Source organism: Sphingopyxis sp. 2PD, from assembly GCF_005503695.1.
Classification (GTDB): Bacteria; Pseudomonadota; Alphaproteobacteria; order Sphingomonadales; family Sphingomonadaceae; genus Sphingopyxis.
The window spans coordinates 33,394-50,296 of record NZ_SCMU01000022.1; the positions used below are offsets into that span (position 1 = coordinate 33,394).

Here is a 16,903-nt window from a genome sequence, read left to right on the forward strand (position 1 = left end):
CCGCTTGCAACCGTTTCGCTTTGTGAACATTATTGAACGGTAGCGTATAAGTGAACGGAAGCGTACAGTTTGTCAATCGCCCCAAAAACGAATCTTGGCCGCCCGGCCAATCTCGCCAAGCGCGAGGCCATTCTGGTCGCCGCCAGGGATGCGTTTTTCGAACATGGCTATGGCGCCGCTGCGATCGAACAAATTGCCGCGGCCGCGGGCGTGTCCAAGGTGACGGTCTATAATCATTTTTCGGACAAGCAGGGGCTGTTTGCCGCGGCAATCGAACGCGAATGCGAACGGATGCGCAGTCATTTTTCGATCGAGGGTGACGGGACGACCTCGCTCCGCGATCGCCTGCTCCATATCGGCCACGCCATGGTGGCCTTTTTGTCGCGGCCTGAGATGGTTCAGTTCGAGCGCCGTATCGCCGCCGAAACCGAGCGCAACCCGGAAATCGGCCTCGCTTTCCTGAACGCCGGTCCGCGGCGGATGAAAGCGACGATGGCGACATTTCTGACCGCGATTTCCCAAAGCGGAGCCCTTGCCATTCCCGACCCCGCCCTCGCCGCCGAGCAATTTGCGGCCATGTGCAAGGGCTTCGGCGACGTCGAACTCCGCTTCGGCGCGCCGCCGAGCGCCCAATCAACCCAACGAAGGGTCGAGGCTGCGGTCGATGCCTTTTTGAATATCTACGGCGGGGGTCGGTAGGCTAGTCTGCTTCGTGGATGCCCGTATATCTGGCGGCGCGGCGCGCTGTGCTGTAGCGACATTCCATGGACCTCTATTCGCTCGTCAAAACGCTGCACATCTTGAGTGCGACGATCGTGTTCGGGACGGGGATCGGGATTGCCAATTTCATGTTCTTCGGAAGTCGTAGCCGCGTTCCGGTCGAGCGCGCCTTTGCCGCACGCATGACGGTGAAGGCGGATTTCCTGTTCACCCTGCCTTCGGTCATCATCCAGCCGCTGAGCGGTGCGTGGCTGGTGTGGCACGGCGGCTTCCGGTGGGACGATTATTGGCTGGTCGTCACCTATGGCCTCTATTTGCTGGCGGCGCTGTGCTGGGTGCCGGTCGTGTTCATTCAGATCCGCATGAAAAGGCTGCTGGAAGCGTCCGCACGGGGCGAGGCAATCGATGAAGCGGCCTATGTTCGGCTGTTTCGTAAATGGTTCATCCTGGGCTGGCCCGCGTTCGGCGGGCTGGTCGTCATTTTTTGGCTGATGGTCACCAAACCGACATGGTAGCCCGCGTCCTGATCATCGGTGGCTATGGCAATTTTGGCAGCTATATCGCGCGCAGCCTTGCCAATGACGCGAGCATCCACCTGCTGATCGGGGGACGCTCGGCGGCCAAGGCAAAGGCGTTTTCGGCGTCGCTCGGACCCGCTCATGTCGCCGAGGGTCATGCGATCGACATCGATGGCGACCTCACCGAAGCGCTGGGGCGAATCGCGCCAGACATCGTCATCCACACCACCGGGCCTTTCCAGACCCAGGACCACCGCGTCGCGCGGGCGTGCATCGCACAGCGCTGTCATTATATCGACCTCGCCGATGCGCGGGCGTTCGTGGCGACGATCGGCCGGCTCGATGCCGAAGCACGAGCGAAAAATCTGCTGGTGGTCAGTGGAGCCAGCTCGGTCCCCTGTCTGACGGCAGCGGTAATCGACGCCTATCTCCCGTCGTTCGCACGGCTCGAGGCGGTCGATTACGGCATCAGCGCGGCGCAGCACACCAATCGCGGTCTGGCAACAACCTCGGCGGTGCTCAGCTATGTGGGCAAACCGATCGAGATGCTGCGCGATGGCGCGATGAAAACCGTCCATGGCTGGGAAGACACGCATGTCGTCCGCTATCCCGGGCTTGGCACCCGTCTTTTCGGCAACTGCGATATTCCGGACCTGGCATTGTTTCCCGAACGCTATCCCACGCTCCGGTCGATGCGCTTTTGCGCCGGGCATGAGCTGAAGACGCTCCATATCGGCACGCGCATGCTGGGCGCGCTGGTCCGGTTGGGGCTGATCGGATCGCTCAGCAACCATGCCGGATCGCTGCTCAAGCTCGCTTTCGCATTCGATCGCTTCGGCTCGGGACAAAGCGGCTTTCATATGTTCCTGCGCGGCGTAGGTCATGGCGGCGATCCGCAGCAGCGACGCTTCTGGATCGTCGCGCGGTCGGGCCATGGGCCCTACATCCCGTGCATGCCGGCAATCCTGCTGGCCAGGCGGCTGGCAAGGGGTTGGTCGATAAGACCCGGCGCAACGCCCTGCGTCGATCTGATCGATCTCGACAGCTATCTCGGCGCGCTGTCAGATCTCGATATCGAGGTCATTCGGGACGAGATTAATGCCTGAGGTCTCAAAACAACCATTCAGCTATCGCAATGATCCGGCGGTCCCCGATTTCGATGACCGCAAAGCGCTGTTCGTGTTCGATGGCATCTGCGTGCTGTGCTCGAGCGGCGCGAGCTGGATCATGCGAAACGATGGCAGGGCGCTCGTCAATTTTACGCCTGCGCAGGAAGCGCTGGGCCAGGCGCTCTATGCCCATTACGGAATCGATATGGACGAGAGTTATCTGCTCATTGCAGATGGGTCCGCCTATACCGCGTCGCGCGGCTATCTGGAGCTCTGCCGGATATTGGGGCGCTGGTGGCACGCACTCCGCATGTCCGCCATCATCCCTGAACGCCTGCGCGACTGGCTCTACGCCCTGGTCGCCCGCAACCGATATCGCTGGTTCGGCAAGGCCGACTTTTGCGCGCTCTTGACCAAAGCGCAGCGTGAGCGATTGCTTTAGGAAGCGTGATCCAACCTCGATCGTCGTCTGATAGCAGATTGCAGGCTTTTGGCTGCGTTGCACCGAGAGAGAGAGAGCACGCGAGCTTGTCCCTTGGCGCGACAAGCAACTCCATTGCCGAACAAATCAGCCGCGACCAGACGATCCGCAATAATCAGCTCGCCGCCAGCGTCACGGCCATGGATGCATATCGCGACCGCCGGATCCCGCGATCCCGGACAAAACTTCGATATTTTGCCTGAAGTGCTGCTTCATGGCCTCGTCGGCTTCGACCGGGTTTCGTTCGAGAATTGCCTGCGCAATGCGCGCGGGCGGTCGTTGAGCATATAGAGACCGCATGATGGACGCACTCCAGATCAATGACCCACCCCGCGCAACTTGCGCTCTTTCCGTTTGCTCGCTCAAAGCTGCCGAGCTGCAATCGGTCAAAGGTAACCCCATTTTCAGTTACGTAGCTGCCGATCCCCGCCGAGAGACTCTGGCCATTGTCGCGCCCGGTCGAGCAAGCAGTATCGCTACGAGCCTGCCCACTCGACCATGATTGCCCCGTCAGGTCGTTCGACGAAGCGAAAGCCTGCCCCCAGAAAGCGCTCGACGAGCGCTGCCGCCGTCAGCGTATGCTGACTCAGTTTTACCGTTGAAAAGGACCCGCCCCTCGCCATCGCGAAGGGAAGCAGCAATTGGTCTTGCAGGTAAGGGCCGGCGAAAGCCTCACACGCCAAATATCCCGCTATCCGCCGCGCCGCAGTTTTAGCTAGGCGTTCGGCGGGAATTCCGATTTTGCCAAAAGCCGACATTACCTCGGTCACATGATCGAATTCGGCTTCGAGCAATAGCGCATTGCCCGGCCCCTGATCAGCGGGAAGCTGGCGGATACCGAAGGCATCGGCGGGCCAGCCGGCAAGCGTCTTGGCCGCGGTCTTCAGCTCGCGGTCGCCGACGTCGAAAGGAACCCCCGCTATGATCGCGGTCGCGGAGACGCGGCGCAGGGCACCGCGCTTGACGCATTCGATCGCGCGCAGCGGCGCCGGCGCGATGTCGATCTCGACGCGCCCACCCCCGCGCGGGAAGAAGCCGTGGCGCACCAACCGCGCGGCAACGGTCGGCCCCATTCGGTTGATGACGGGCAGCAACGTGCGCTCGATGAACTCGAAGGGCGGCGCGGCCATCGCATGCGTCCCGCCCTCGAGTACGAGCCGCGACGGAGCATCGGCCAGCATCAGCGGCACCATGACCGTCTGCAGGACGAGCGCAGTGCTGCCCGCGGTACCGACCGCGAAATGATAGTCGCCGGGCGTGATCCGCCCCGGTCGGAACGAGATGCTGTTCGACCCGACCGCCAGCCCCGAACATTCGGCGCCGCCGATGACGCACGCGGCCTCGATCGCGGTGACATGCTGGCGCATGAGCCCCGGCTTCTCGCGTCCTCCACGAATATTCTCGATCGTGAAGGGCTCGCCGGTCAGCAGCGCCAGCGCGCACGCATAACGCAGCACCTGCCCCCCGCCTTCGCCTTCCGATCCGTCGATGATGATCATGTTCTTTGCTTACCTGTAAAATCCTGCCGACCAAGGCATCGGCCAAAACATCCAAATGTCGGGCTTGCGGCCTTCTTGCCCAAAGGTGGTCTCCACTATGGCTAGGGTGCCGGATAGTCCTCGTTGCCCTCTACCCAGACGGTGGCGTCGGGTTCAGGGATGAAGACTTTTGGCGTCATGCAATCGTCCTGCAAGGTCCCAATCGGGCACTTGCATCGGCAAAGCTGATTGGGGCCGCCGATACCGGCGATCCCGCAGCATCCGCCCAGCCCGGCGCCATTCTTCGGGAACTGCACGGAATCGGTCAGGTCCGTGGGGTTCAGCCAATATTGCGGAACGAAGGACAAGGACTCGCCGGGCGCGCGATAGAGCCACGGCGTCGCCTCCCATGCCTTGTATGCCGTACCCTGCGACACGATCGGCTTGCGAACCTCGATCAGCGGCTTCACAACCTTCGGATTCTTACCCGAAACGATGGTCAGCGGCGTCGTCAATCGCGCGCCACATATGCTGCAATAAAGCGACTTGCGCATGGCTTCTCACCAGAAGTTGGCGATGGCGGCGTGAAGGGGATCACCCCTTCACGCATACCACCTGCTTCAGCGTATGGACGATCTCGACGAGGTCGGCTTGCGCCGCCATAACGGCCTCGATCGGCTTGTATGCCTTGGGCGTCTCGTCGATGACGCCTTCGTCCTTGCGGCATTCGACGCCCGCGGTGTCAGCGATATGCTCGTCGAGGGTGACGAGCTTTTTCGCCGCGGTGCGGCTCATGACGCGGCCCGCGCCATGGCTGCAGCTGTCGAAGCTTTCGGCGTTGCCCAGCCCGCGAACGATGAACGATTTCGCGCCCATCGAACCCGGGATGATCCCCATCGTGCCTTTCGCTGCACGCACCGCCCCCTTGCGGGTGACGAGCACATTCTCGCCGAAGTGATTCTCGCGCGTCACATAATTGTGATGGCAGTTCACCGCTTCGGCCTCGGCCTCGAAGGGCTTGGCGATCTGGAGCCGCAGCGCGGCGATGACATTCGCCATCATCATGCGCCGGTTCAGCGCCGCAAAGTCCTGCGCCCAGCCGACCGCCTCGACATAATCGTCGAAATGGTCGGTCCCTTCCGGGAAATAGGCGAGGTCTTCATCGGGCAGGTTGATGAACCATTTGCACATGTCCTTCTTCGCCAGTTCGATGAAGTAGGTGCCGATCGCATTGCCGACGCCGCGCGATCCCGAATGCAGCATCACCCACACCCGCCCCTCGGTATCCAGACACAGCTCGATGAAATGGTTGCCCGTCCCGAGCGTCCCCAGATGCGTCAGGTTATTGGTGTTCTTCAGCCGCGGATGCTTGGCGACGATATGGCCGAAGCGTTCGGCCAGCGTCGCCCAGGCGTCGACGATCGCGGCCGGGGGATCGCCCCACGAACCGTGATCGCGCTGGCCGCGCCCGACCGACCGGCCGTGCGGAACCGCCGCCTCGATCGCGCTGCGGATGCCCTCCAGATTGTCGGGCAGGTCGTGCGCCATCAGCGTGGTGCGCGCGGCCATCATGCCGCAGCCGATGTCGACCCCGACCGCGGCCGGGATCACCGCGCCTTTGGTCGGGATCACCGATCCGACCGTGGCGCCGATCCCGACATGGACGTCGGGCATAGCGGCGACATGCTTGAACACGAACGGCATCTGCGCCGCCTTGCGAAGCTGCGCGCGCGCCATATCCTCGACCGGAACCCCGCGGGTCCACATCTTGACCGGGCGTCCGCCCTCGACGTTCAGCACTTCATAGGTCGTCTGGGTCATGGCTGACCTCCTCTTCGCTTCCTTGGGGCAGCGCTGTAGCAATGGCGAGCCCTTGAATCCTTCCACGTCGTTTGGGCGCTTGGGGGCGGCCGGCCCATTCCGGCCACCCCTCTTCCCGCGTCGTACCGGGCGACGTGAACCCCGGCACCGAACATAATGCAGAAGCCGTGCCAAACCGCTTGCCGATACCAAAACTTGGATCATCATTTTGATAAATTGCAATATTTTCTGAAACGAAAAAATCAGTCCGGCGAAACAAATTGGATTTTGAGATATCATTGTATCGTTCATTATAAATATGTATAAGAATGACATGAAGCCGCTGACCGTTCTTGGATTTCTGGGTTCGACCCTCGACGCGGGCAAGTTCGACGCCGGACGCTGGAACAAGTGGCGGCCGAGCGTGAGCATCTGCATGCAGGAGGATCTGCGCGTCGATCGCTTCATCCTGCTCCACGGCAGCCATCACCGCCGGCTGGCCGAGATCGTGGCAAAGGACATCGCCGACGTATCGCCCGAGACCGAGGTCGTCCCGCAAACGGTCGACTTCGACGACGCATGGGATTTCGAGGAGGTTTACGGCAAGCTGCTCGACTTCGCGCGCAGCTTTCCCTTCGATCCCGACGCGGAAGATTATCTGATCCACATCACGACGGGCACGCACGTCGCGCAAATCTGTCTCTTCCTGCTCACCGAGGCGCGCTACCTGCCCGGCCGGCTGCTGCAGACGCAGCCACAGCGCGGCGCACCGCAACCGGTGGGCATCTGGAACAGCATCGATCTCGACCTCTCGCGCTACGACAGTATCGCGACGCGCTTCGCCGAGGCCAGCGCGGAGAGCGCGAGCTTTCTGAAAAGCGGGATCGAAACGCGCAACCCCGCCTTCAACCGCATGATCGAGGAGATCGAACAGGTAGCAGTCCGTAGTCGCGCGCCGATCTTGCTCATGGGACCGACCGGTGCGGGTAAGAGTCAGCTGGCGCGGAAGGTCTATGAACTCAAGAAGCTTCGCCACCAGCTCGGCGGCCCGTTCGTCGAGGTCAATTGCGCGACGCTGAAGGGCGACAGCGCGACCTCGGCGCTGTTCGGCCACCGCAAGGGCGCCTTTACCGGCGCTGCGCAGGACCGTCCCGGGCTGCTCAAGAGCGCCGACCAGGGCTTACTGTTCCTCGACGAGATCGGCGAGCTCGGGCTTGACGAACAGGCGATGATCCTGCGCGCGATCGAGGAAGGGCGGTTTCTGCCGGTCGGATCGGACAGCGAGACGCGAAGCGATTTCCAGCTGATCGCGGGCACCAACCGCGATCTCGTCGAGCAAGTGCGCACGGGCCGCTTCCGCGACGACCTGTTCGCGCGGCTGAACCTCTGGACCTTTTCGCTTCCCGGCCTCGCCGAACGCCGCGAAGACATCGCACCCAATCTTGATTACGAGCTCGAACGCTTCGCCGAGCGCGAAGGGTCGCGGGTCACCTTCAACAAGGAAGCGCGCCAACGATATCTTGCCTTCGCGGAGAGCCACGACGCGAAGTGGCAGGGAAATTTTCGCGATCTCGCCGCCAGCGTCACGCGAATGGCGACGCTCAACACGACCGGGCGGATCGACGTCGGCGCCGTCGATCTTGAGATCAAGCGCCTGGGCTCTACTTGGCACGCCGACAAATCCGAAGCTGATATTTTCGACCTGATTCTAAGTGGAGACCAGCTGGCCGAGATTGATCCATTTGACCGAGTGCAACTGGCCTTCGTCGTCAAAACCTGTCGTGCATGCCGATCGCTGTCGGAGGCAGGGCGGCAACTGTTCGCGGCGTCTCGCGAGTTGCGTACAAGCACGAATGACGCGGATCGCCTTCGCAAGTATCTGGCTCGCTTTAATCTGACGTGGACCGATCTTCAGCAACCGGTTGGCGGGTACCGATAGTCGCCGTCGAGCGCGGCTTTCAGAAATCAAAACCCTACTTGCACTTTCTGCGGCAGAGACTCTGCTCATTCGCGGCCCAATTCGCGGCAAATTTCCCTTGTAATTTCAGTCTCTCGGGCGCGCAATCAGGGCACCAGATCCCTGTAACCTAAGGGAATGTGGGGAAGAAATTTCTCGTTCTAAGTTGTTGTTTTTAAATGATAAACTTGGTGGAGGCCCGAGCCGGAATCGAACCGGCGTGCACGGATTTGCAATCCGCTGCGTCACCACTCCGCCATCGGGCCTCATGCCAGATACCGCATCCGTCGGGGATGGGCCGGGGGTTGGACGGCGCCGCTAGTGAGGGGGTTTCGCCGCCTTGTCAAGGATTCGCCCGCGCGCCCGTCGCCGATGCGATGATGCAGGCTTGGCGGCACCGGCGTTGCCAGCTATGCGCGTCTATGCGGGCACAGGCTGTATTACTATTGCAATACAGCATCGGTTGGGCTAGAGCTGCCCCGCACAGGTTCATGGCCCCAGGGAATCGGAAAAGGCTGATGGCGACGAAGTTTAGCGAATTCACTGCGGCGGACATGCGCGCTGCCATGATCGACAGCCAGCTGCGCACCAACGACGTCATCGATGCGGCGGTGGTTGGCGCGATGGCGGCGGTGCCGCGCGAGGCGCATGTTCCCGCGCATCTGGCGAGCGTCGCCTATACCGACCGCGCGCTTGCGCTGGGGCATGGCCGCGCACTCAACGCGCCGCTGGTCACCGGCCGGATGCTGGTCGCCACCGCAATCCGTCCCGGCATGCGCGTGCTGCTGATCGGCAGTGCGACGGGCTATACCGCCGCGGTGCTGGCGCGCCTTGGCGCCGAGGTTCACGCGGTCGAGGATCAGGCCGAGCTGATGGCGATGGCCGCAGCTGCGACGACTGCCGAGGAGAACATCCATTGGGTCAACGGGCCGCTCAACGGCGGCGCGCCGGATGCGGCTCCGTTCGATCGCATCATCATCGACGGCGCGATCGAAACGCTGCCGGACGCACTCACCGCGCAATTGGCCGAGGGCGGCCGACTGGTCGCGGCCCGCCGCGAAGGCGCGGTGACGCGGCTGGTCCAGGGGGTCAAGGCCGGCGGCGCCGTGCCGCTCCGCAGCTTTGCCGACATGGACGCCGCGCCGCTGCCGGGTTTTGCCGCCGCGGCCGGCTTCACATTCTAAAAGCCAATCCCCTCCTCGTTTCAGGCTGACATGATGATGTTCGATACCGATAAGAAACGGCCTCTCCCCCGCGCCCGCTGGCTTGCCGGCCTCGCCGTCGGCGCCCTGCTGCTGCCGACCGCAGCGCACGCCGAAACGCTGCAGGATGCGCTGGCTAAAGCCTATGAAAACAACCCGACGCTGACCGCCGCGCGCGCCGGGCAGCGCGCGAACGACGAAAATGTCCCGATCCAGAAATCGGGTGGGCTGCCGAACGTCGGGGTGGGAGTGGATTACCAGGAAAATCTGGTGCTGCCCGGCAACAGCTTTTTCTCGCCCAAACGCTTCGTCAGCGTCGGCGGTCAGGTGTCGGTGCCGATCTATCAGGGCGGCGCGGTGCGCAATGCGGTAAAGGCCGCCAAATTTCGCGTCGAGGCGGGCCAGGCTGACCTGCGCGCGACCGAAGCGAGCGTTTTTGCGCAAGTCGTCGGCGCTTATATGGACGTGATCCGCGATCAGGCGATCGTCCAGCTCAACCAGAAGAATGTCGCGGTGCTGCGCACCAATTTGCAGGCGACGAGCGACCGGTTCGAAATTGGTGACCTGACGCGCACCGACGTCGCGCAGTCGGAAGCGCGGCTTGCGCTGGCCGAGGGTGATTTGCGCACCGCCGAAGCGAATCTGATCGCCAGCCGCGAATCCTATGTCCGTCTGGTCGGCGATGCGCCGGTCGACCTGGAACAGCCGCCGCAGCTGCCGAACCTGCCCGCCTCGCCCGACGAAGCGGTCGCGATCGCGCTGACCAGCAATCCCGACATCGAAGCGGCGAATCAGGTGGTCAACGCCAGCCGCGCCGATATCGGCGTGGCGCGCGCCGGACGCTTGCCCAAATTGTCGGCGACGACGAGCGGCGGCTATAACAACAATCTGAATTCGGTGAATGATCCGGCGTCGGAGAATACCACCAAGAGCGCTTCGGCGGGATTGTCGCTGACGGTGCCGATCTTTCAGGGCGGGCGCCCCTCGGCGCAGGTGCGTCAGGCGCAATCGCGGACCAGCCAGGCGATCGAAAATTACGTCGAGGTCGAACGCAGCGTCATCGCACAGACGCGCGGCGCCTATGCCGCGTGGCGCGCGAACGAGCAGATCATCGCCGCGACGCAGCAGGCGGTGAGCGCCAACGGCCTGTCGCTGGAGGGCGTGCGCGCCGAAAACAGCGTCGGCACGCGGTCGATCCTCGACATCCTGAATGCCGAGCAGGAATATCTGAACACCCAGGTCCAGCTGGTGTCGGCGCAGCGCAACTCCTATGTCGCCGCCTTCTCGGTCCTCGCCGCCATGGGCAAGGCCGAAGCGCGCGATCTGGGGATCGAGGGCGGCGCGCTCTATGACCCCGAGGTCAATTACAACCGCGTCAAGGGCCAGATTTTCGACTGGGCCGACGATCCGGCGCCGCAGCAACAGGCGACCGACACGCGCGCGATCCCCGCGGCAACTGCCAGCGTTCCGGTCGGACCGCCCGCGCCGCCGCGACAATAAGGCTTGGCAAAACACCGCCCAAATCGGTAAGAGGATAGTTAACCATCCGGTAATCGCGATGGTTTAGGGGGTTGGTTATGGGCGATATGTCGCGGGAACCGTCGATGGAAGATATCTTGTCGTCGATCAGGCGTGTCATCGCACGCGATGAAGCCCCCGGCACGGCGCGCGAAATCACGCCCGCGATCGCCGAAGACATTCTCGATCTGCACGACGAGGAAGAGGATGAGGCCGATGCCGCACCCGCGGCCGACGAGCTCGTCTCCGAAGCCAGCGCCGATGCGGCGCGCCAATCGCTCGATGCGCTGACCGCCGCGATCGCCCCCGCCGTTGCCGCCGCAACGACTGCCGCGCCCGTCGCTGCCGGCCGCACGATGGAAGATGTCGTGCTCGATGCGCTCCGCCCGATGCTGAAGGACTGGCTCGACGCCAACCTGCCGAGCATGGTCGAGGCCATGGTGGCCAAGGAAATCAGCCGGATTACCGGACGGCGGATCTAGCACCCCCCTTCCCCCTCGATGGGGGAAGGATACGCAGCCTTGCCGCACAGCGGCTAGGCGAAGTTGGATGGGGGTGACGGTGCGCCCTTCCATCGCCGTTTCTGGCCGAGAACACACCCCCACCGCTGCGACTAAGCCAGCAAGCTGGCAAGTCTCCCTGCCTTCCCCATCAAGGGGGAGGACTAAGCTACCCCGCCCATTCCTCCAGCAGGTAACGCGCGATCGCCAGTGGCGGCGGCGCAATGAACGGCGCGCCCATGTCACCAGCCAGCGCAGCGCGCACCTCGGCCCTATCGACCCACATCGCCGCCTCGATCTCGGTCGTGTCGAGCGTCAGCGCCGGGTCGCTGGCGACCGCGCGGCAACCGATCATCAGCGATGATGGAAAGGGCCAGGGCTGGCTCGCGACATAGGTCACGTCCGTTACGCGAATGCCCGCTTCCTCGAACAATTCGCGCGCCACCGCTTCTTCCAGTGATTCGCCGGGTTCGACGAACCCCGCCAGCGCCGAGAAAAAGCCCGGGGGAAAGCCGCCTTGCCGCCCGACCAGCACGCGCCCCTCGCATTCGGCGAGCATGATGACGACCGGGTCGACGCGCGGGAAATGTTCGGCTTGGCAGCTGCCGCAGCGCCGCCCCCAACCGCCGCGAAATACCGCCGTCTGCGAACCGCACACCGCACAAAAGCGATGCCGCGCGTGCCAGTCGACCAGGCTGCGCGCGCCGCCATATAATGCCGCCTCCGGCCCCGATAGCAGCGGCAGCAGCCGCATCACGGTGCGCGAACGCGCGTCGATGCGCACCCCGGCGGGCGCTTCGCGAACGAAATGCGGCACGCCCGCGTCGTCCAAACCGAGCAGCAACAGCGGGCGATCGTCGGCGGGGTCGAGCGCCTCCCAGCGCAGCCCGCCCCGTTCGCCGGGGACGAAATCGATCCCGTCGAGCGTCAGGCAGCGCGCGCGCGGGTCGGCCAGGGCGGCCGCGAAACCATCGGCATCGACCCGCAACTGGTCGGCGCGGTCGAGCCACGCCCCGGTGAATCCCAACGGTAGGGGCATCAGGCCAGCACGTCCTTGATCACCGTTTCGCCGAACTTCGCCTGGAACGACACGGTTTCGGGCGGCATGATCTGTGTGTAGCCGGCGATGCGGTAGCCGAGCTTGCGGTGGACGAAACCGATCGTGCCCGCGGCGCCCGCCCAGCCGAACAGGCCTTCGCCGCCCGGCGAGGTCGGCAACGAAACGCGCCCGCCAGCGCCGAAGCCCTGTCCATCGACGAACGTGCCTTTGCGATCGACGGCATCGTCCAGCATGTTCGACATCGCGAGCCGCGCCGTCTCGACCTTCATGATCCGCTTGCCGCCTGTCTCGCCCTCGCCGAGCAGCATGACGAGGAAACGGTCATAATCGCGCGCGCTCGACACCAGCCCGCCGCCGCCGAAGGGGTAAGGCGGCGCATCTAGATAGATCGAGCTGGTCGCCGGGTCGAAAGGAAGCAACGCGCCGCCGAGTGACGCATAATTGCTGGTGAAGCGCCCGACATCCTTTGCGTCCACCATGAAACCCGTGCTTTTCATACCGAGCGGATCGAACAACCGCGCCTTCAGGAACGCGTCGAACGGCTGCCCCGATACGACCTCGATCACCCGGCCGAGCAGGTCGAGGCTGATCGAATAGCTCCATTTGGTGCCGGGTTCATAGACCAGCGGCAGCGCCGCGAGTCGGTCGGCCATCACCGCCAGGCTAGGCGCGGCTTTCACATCGGCAAAGCCCGGCAGCGTCATCCGGCTCGCCTGCCCGCCGACGATACCATTGTCATCATAGGCCTTTTTGATCGGGCCTTTCTGGATGATATTATAGCCAAGCCCCGCGGTGTGGGTGAGCAGATGCCGCACGGTAATCTGCGTTTTCGCGGGGCGTAGATCAGTGATCGACCCGTCGGGGGTGGTCTGCACCTGCATTTTGGCGAAAGCGGGCAGGAAGTCGGCGATCGGCTGGTCGAGTTTCATCTTGCCGTCTTCAATCAGGAGCATCGCGGCGATGCCGGTCACCGGCTTGGTCATCGAATAGAGCCGCCACAAAGTGTCGGGGCCGACCGGTACCGCATCGCTGATCGATTGCACCCCGGCGCCGAAATAGTCGGCGGGCGCCTGTCCCTTGCCGATCGCGGCCAGCGTGCCAGCGAGTTCGCGGCGGTCGACGAAGCCTTTGATGAACGCGTGCGTCGCGGGGTAAAGCTGTGCGCCGCTTTCCTTCCACGCGAAGGCAGCGCGCGGCAGCAGCGCGGCACTGCCGCCTAGCGCCAGCCCACCGAGCAGCGCGCGGCGCGAAACCATCATGTTCATGCGTCTCTCTCCAGCATCTTGTCGACCAATTTCCGATAGAGCGTCGGTAGCCCCGCGGCGTCAAGGTCCGAGATCGGCCACCATAAGCCTTCCGCTGCGGCATCGGCGGATTCGCGGCGGACCAGTGTCAGGGTCAGGTCGAAATGGGTGAAGCCATGATCGACTTGGGCGATCCCCGACTCGGTTGGACGCGCATCGGTCCAGTCGCCTCCCGGCAGCGCGCGCATCCCGCCGAGCATGCCTTTGTCGGGACGGCGGACGAGCCAGACCCGTGCGTCGCGTTCGATCCAGTGCGCGAGCCCGTGGCGATGCGGCTTCGCCTTCTTTGGCGGCTTGACAGGCAGGCGTTCGACATCGGGTCGTCCGCGCGCGCGGCAGTCGGCCATCAGTGGACAGATTGCGCAGGCGGGGCTGCGCGGCGTACAGATGGTCGCGCCGAGGTCCATCAGCGCCTGCGCAAAATCGCCAGGTCGATCCTGCGGCACCAGCGGCACCAACGCCGCGCGAATCTCGCGCTTGGCCAGCGGCAACGGCGTTTCGATCAGCCGGTGGCGCGCCATCACGCGCTCGATATTGGCATCGATGACGACCGCCGGGCGGCCAAAGGCAATCGCCGCAACCGACGCCGCGGTATAGTCTCCGATCCCCGGCAGCGCGCGCAGCGCCGTCTCGTTGTCCGGAAAGCGTCCGCTATGATCGCGCACGACCGCGCGCGCGCAGGCAAGCAGATTGCGGGCGCGGGCATAATATCCCAGCCCCGCCCACGCGGCCATGACATCGGCGTCATCCGCCGCCGCCAGATCGGCGACCGTCGGCCAGCGGGCGGTAAAACGCTGAAAATAGCCCGCAACCGCGGCGACCGTCGTCTGCTGTAGCATGACCTCGGCGAGCCAGATGCGATAGGGATCGGGGACAATGTCGCTGCCCGGCGCGATCCGCCACGGCAGCACGCGCGCAGCGCGGTCGTACCAGGCCAGCAGGCGGTCGGAAAAGGACTCCACCCTCACCCTTCCCACCGGCTGCGCCGGCGGGCCCCTCCCCTCTCCCATCGGGAGAGGGAGGGAGGCGCGAAGCGCCGGAAGGGTGAGGGTAAAATGTCGCAAATCATATCCGGCGTCCGAAGGTCCCGCGCCGCGAAGTCTGGACGCTCACCCCTCGCCTATGGCATGGCACCCGCGATGACGAAAGATGCGGGAGACGACAGGCCAGCCAAAAAGGCCAGGGCGAAAGGCGGCGCCAGAAAGCCCGCCCAGCGCGCATATGAACGCCCGCGTGGCGGCGAAGCGCGGATGATTTCCGACCTCGTCCCTGAAATCGGCCGTGCCGCCTTTCGCAAATTCGGTTTCATCCAAAGCTCGGTGGTGAGCCGCTGGCGCGAGATCGTCGGCGACCGGCTCGCCGACGTCACCCAGCCCGCGATGATCCGCTTTCCGGTCGGGGCAAAGGCGGGCGGGACGCTGCACCTGACGATCAGCGGCGCGCACGCGCCGATGCTGCAACATGTCGCCCCCGACATCATCACCGCGGTCAATCGCTTCTTCGGCTATGCCGCGGTCGCGCACGTCCGCATGACGCACGGCCATGTGAGGCCCGCCGCGCCCGTTCAGCCGCCAGCCATGCTGAAACCCGTACCCGCCGAGCTGGGGGACAGTTTGCGCGACATCGGCGACCCGGAACTGCGTACCGTGCTCGAACGCATGGCATCGGGACTGGCCGCGGCGCCCAAACTTCCCCGGATCAGTTGAAAGACCCCAAGAGATGGCCGTTTTTGACGATTCCCCGCTCGATCGCCGTACCGCGGTGCTCGCACTATCGGGCGCCGCGCTGACCCTGATCGCCGCGACCCCGGCCAAGCCGGCGCCCTGGTCGTCAAAGGTCACGACAAGTTCGATCGGCGCGCATGTCGTCGGCAACCCCGCCGCCAAGGTTCGGCTGGTCGAATATTTCAGCTACACCTGCCACGTCTGCGCCGATTTCGCCAAGCTCGGTTCGGCGCCGCTCAAGACGCAATATATCGACCGCGGGCTGGTGCTGTTCGAATATCGCAATCTGGTCCGCGACCCCGTTGACATGACCGCGTCGCTGCTCGCGCGCTGCGGCGGCCCCGCGGCCTTCGCGCGCAATCATCAGGCAATTTTTGCCGCTTTCGACACGTGGATGGCCAAGGTGAAGAACGCGAGTGAGGCGCAGCAAACCAGCTGGTTCGAAGGCACCACCGCGCAGCGCGCCCGCAAGATCGCCGCCGATACCGGGCTCGCCGCGCTGATGCGCGCGCGCGGTTATACGCAGGCACAGCTTGACGCCGCGCTCGACAGCGAAGTCGCACAGGCCGAACTGACCGCAATGACCAATATCGGACACGGCGCGGACCGCGTCGGCGGCACTCCGACCTTTTTCGTCAACGGCCGCAACGCCGAAGTCACCGCCTGGCCCGCGCTCAAATCGAAACTCGACCTCGCGATCAAGGGATCGTAAAAGCCTGCCCATCTTGTTTCCGGAGAACAGCACATCATGACCGCATCGCTTCGTATCGCCCTTCTGTCTTCGCTTGGCGCGCTCGCGCTTGCCGGTTGTGGCGGCGGCGCCAGCGACCCTGCCAAGGAACAGGAGGTCGTTGCCAAGGTCGCGGCGCCCGCGGGCAAGAGCTGGTCGCAGGTCGTCAGCTTCGATGGCGACGGCGTGGTGATGGGCAATCCCGATGCCCCGATCAAACTCGAAGAATTTGGCGCCTTTACCTGTGGCCATTGCGCACAGTTCACCAAGGATTCGCACGAAGAGCTGAAGCGCGATTTCGTCGATACCGGCCGCGTGTCGTACAAGCTGACCCCGTTCATGCTGCACCCGGTCGACGCGATCGCCGGCGCGATCGCGAAGTGCGCCGGCCCCGACCGCTTCTTCCCGCTCGCCGACGCAACCTTCCTCGAGCATGAGGCCTTCATCGCCGGGGCGCAGAAGCCGCAGCCGGGGATCGAGGCCGCGATGCAGCTCCCGCCCGAACAGCGCTTCACCGCGCTCGCCAAAGGCTGGGGCATCGACCAATTCTATCAGCAACGCGGCGTTCCGGCGGCGACGATCCAGGCGTGCCTGAGCAAGGTCGACAATGTTTCGGCGATCGAAAAGGGCACCAACGCCGGGGTCGAAAAATATCAAATCACCGGCACCCCGACCTTCGTCCTCAACGGCCAGGTCGTCGAAGGCATCAACACCTGGGGCCCGCTGCGCGACCGCCTGCGCACGATGGGCGCGCGCTGACGATGCGCAATCCTCCCTGCCGCGAAGCGGTGGGGAGGGGGAC

General features: G+C 64.1%; 17 protein-coding genes and 1 tRNA gene. 11 read left to right on the forward strand and 7 right to left on the reverse strand.

The features are described 5' to 3' along the window. Positions 1 to 69: 69 nt before the first annotated feature. From FFS18_RS13370 to FFS18_RS13385, 4 genes are all read left to right on the forward strand, one after another. Entirely contained in the window at positions 70 to 699 is a 630-nt protein-coding gene (locus tag FFS18_RS13370) for a TetR/AcrR family transcriptional regulator (protein WP_249340402.1), read from the forward strand. 65 nt (positions 700 to 764) lie between these two features. After that, positions 765 to 1,235: a DUF2269 family protein gene (locus tag FFS18_RS13375; protein ID WP_120215107.1), complete on the forward strand. Its 471-nt coding sequence runs from the start codon at positions 765 to 767 to the stop codon at positions 1,233 to 1,235. Further along, positions 1,229 to 2,344: a saccharopine dehydrogenase family protein gene (locus FFS18_RS13380; protein WP_120215106.1), complete on the forward strand. Its 1,116-nt coding sequence runs from the start codon at positions 1,229 to 1,231 to the stop codon at positions 2,342 to 2,344. The genes FFS18_RS13375 and FFS18_RS13380 overlap by 7 nt, the downstream gene beginning before the upstream one ends. Beyond that, positions 2,337 to 2,789 (forward strand): thiol-disulfide oxidoreductase DCC family protein, encoded by a 453-nt coding sequence (locus FFS18_RS13385; protein ID WP_120215105.1) that lies wholly within the window; start codon positions 2,337 to 2,339, stop codon positions 2,787 to 2,789. Before FFS18_RS13380 ends, FFS18_RS13385 begins: the two co-directional genes overlap by 8 nt. A gap of 515 nt (positions 2,790 to 3,304) precedes the next feature. On the opposite strand, the gene rtcA is transcribed toward FFS18_RS13385, so the two are convergent. From rtcA to FFS18_RS13400, 3 genes are all read right to left on the reverse strand, one after another. Next, positions 3,305 to 4,327, reverse strand: coding sequence for an RNA 3'-terminal phosphate cyclase (gene rtcA / locus FFS18_RS13390; protein ID WP_120215104.1), 1,023 nt, complete (start codon positions 4,325 to 4,327; stop codon positions 3,305 to 3,307). Positions 4,328 to 4,428: 101 nt separating this feature from the next. Continuing rightward, positions 4,429 to 4,860, reverse strand: a complete 432-nt coding sequence (locus tag FFS18_RS13395) for a hypothetical protein (protein WP_120215103.1) — start codon at positions 4,858 to 4,860, stop codon at positions 4,429 to 4,431. Between the two features lie 40 nt (positions 4,861 to 4,900). Further along, a complete protein-coding gene (locus tag FFS18_RS13400) occupies positions 4,901 to 6,127 on the reverse strand; it encodes an RtcB family protein (protein ID WP_120215102.1) in 1,227 nt (408 codons plus the stop codon). A 313-nt stretch (positions 6,128 to 6,440) separates the two neighbouring features. Here FFS18_RS13400 and rtcR point away from each other — a divergent pair, with 313 nt between their 5' ends. Then, positions 6,441 to 8,045 carry an RNA repair transcriptional activator RtcR gene (gene rtcR / locus FFS18_RS13405; RefSeq protein ID WP_137871206.1) on the forward strand — a complete coding sequence of 535 codons (1,605 nt, stop codon included), beginning with the start codon at positions 6,441 to 6,443 and terminating at the stop codon, positions 8,043 to 8,045. A 210-nt stretch (positions 8,046 to 8,255) separates the two neighbouring features. Here the strand turns inward: rtcR and FFS18_RS13410 are convergent. Beyond that, a tRNA-Cys gene (locus FFS18_RS13410) sits at positions 8,256 to 8,329 on the reverse strand. A gap of 252 nt (positions 8,330 to 8,581) precedes the next feature. Between FFS18_RS13410 and FFS18_RS13415 the strand changes: the two genes are divergently transcribed. The 3 genes from FFS18_RS13415 to FFS18_RS13425 all read left to right on the forward strand — a co-directional run bounded on the left by FFS18_RS13415 (position 8,582) and on the right by FFS18_RS13425 (position 11,265). Beyond that, a complete protein-coding gene (locus FFS18_RS13415) occupies positions 8,582 to 9,247 on the forward strand; it encodes a protein-L-isoaspartate O-methyltransferase family protein (RefSeq protein ID WP_137871207.1) in 666 nt (221 codons plus the stop codon). 36 nt (positions 9,248 to 9,283) lie between these two features. Beyond that, entirely contained in the window at positions 9,284 to 10,765 is a 1,482-nt protein-coding gene (locus FFS18_RS13420) for a TolC family outer membrane protein (RefSeq protein WP_137871208.1), read from the forward strand. Positions 10,766 to 10,869: 104 nt separating this feature from the next. Continuing rightward, positions 10,870 to 11,265 (forward strand): DUF2497 domain-containing protein, encoded by a 396-nt coding sequence (locus FFS18_RS13425; RefSeq protein ID WP_443029455.1) that lies wholly within the window; start codon positions 10,870 to 10,872, stop codon positions 11,263 to 11,265. Positions 11,266 to 11,452: 187 nt separating this feature from the next. Here FFS18_RS13425 and nudC read toward each other — a convergent pair whose 3' ends face one another. From nudC to FFS18_RS13440, 3 genes are read right to left on the reverse strand one after another with little or no spacing between them, the layout of a single operon-like run. Continuing rightward, the gene (gene nudC, locus FFS18_RS13430; protein WP_137871209.1) at positions 11,453 to 12,322 is read right to left on the reverse strand and encodes an NAD(+) diphosphatase; all 870 of its coding nucleotides are present in this window, start codon (positions 12,320 to 12,322) and stop codon (positions 11,453 to 11,455) included. Next, entirely contained in the window at positions 12,322 to 13,608 is a 1,287-nt protein-coding gene (locus FFS18_RS13435; RefSeq protein WP_137871210.1) for a serine hydrolase domain-containing protein, read from the reverse strand. The genes nudC and FFS18_RS13435 overlap by 1 nt, the downstream gene beginning before the upstream one ends. After that, complete coding sequence (locus FFS18_RS13440; RefSeq protein ID WP_137871211.1) at positions 13,605 to 14,657, reverse strand: A/G-specific adenine glycosylase; 1,053 nt, start codon at positions 14,655 to 14,657, stop codon at positions 13,605 to 13,607. Before FFS18_RS13440 ends, FFS18_RS13435 begins: the two co-directional genes overlap by 4 nt. 117 nt (positions 14,658 to 14,774) lie before the next feature. Between FFS18_RS13440 and FFS18_RS13445 the strand changes: the two genes are divergently transcribed. The 3 genes from FFS18_RS13445 to FFS18_RS13455 are packed head-to-tail and all read left to right on the forward strand — an operon-like array spanning position 14,775 to position 16,860. Further along, the gene (locus FFS18_RS13445) at positions 14,775 to 15,353 is read left to right on the forward strand and encodes a DUF721 domain-containing protein (protein WP_137871212.1); all 579 of its coding nucleotides are present in this window, start codon (positions 14,775 to 14,777) and stop codon (positions 15,351 to 15,353) included. A gap of 13 nt (positions 15,354 to 15,366) precedes the next feature. After that, positions 15,367 to 16,083 carry a thioredoxin domain-containing protein gene (locus FFS18_RS13450; protein WP_137871213.1) on the forward strand — a complete coding sequence of 239 codons (717 nt, stop codon included), beginning with the start codon at positions 15,367 to 15,369 and terminating at the stop codon, positions 16,081 to 16,083. A 36-nt stretch (positions 16,084 to 16,119) separates the two neighbouring features. Beyond that, complete coding sequence (locus FFS18_RS13455; protein WP_120215094.1) at positions 16,120 to 16,860, forward strand: thioredoxin domain-containing protein; 741 nt, start codon at positions 16,120 to 16,122, stop codon at positions 16,858 to 16,860. Positions 16,861 to 16,903: the final 43 nt, after the last annotated feature.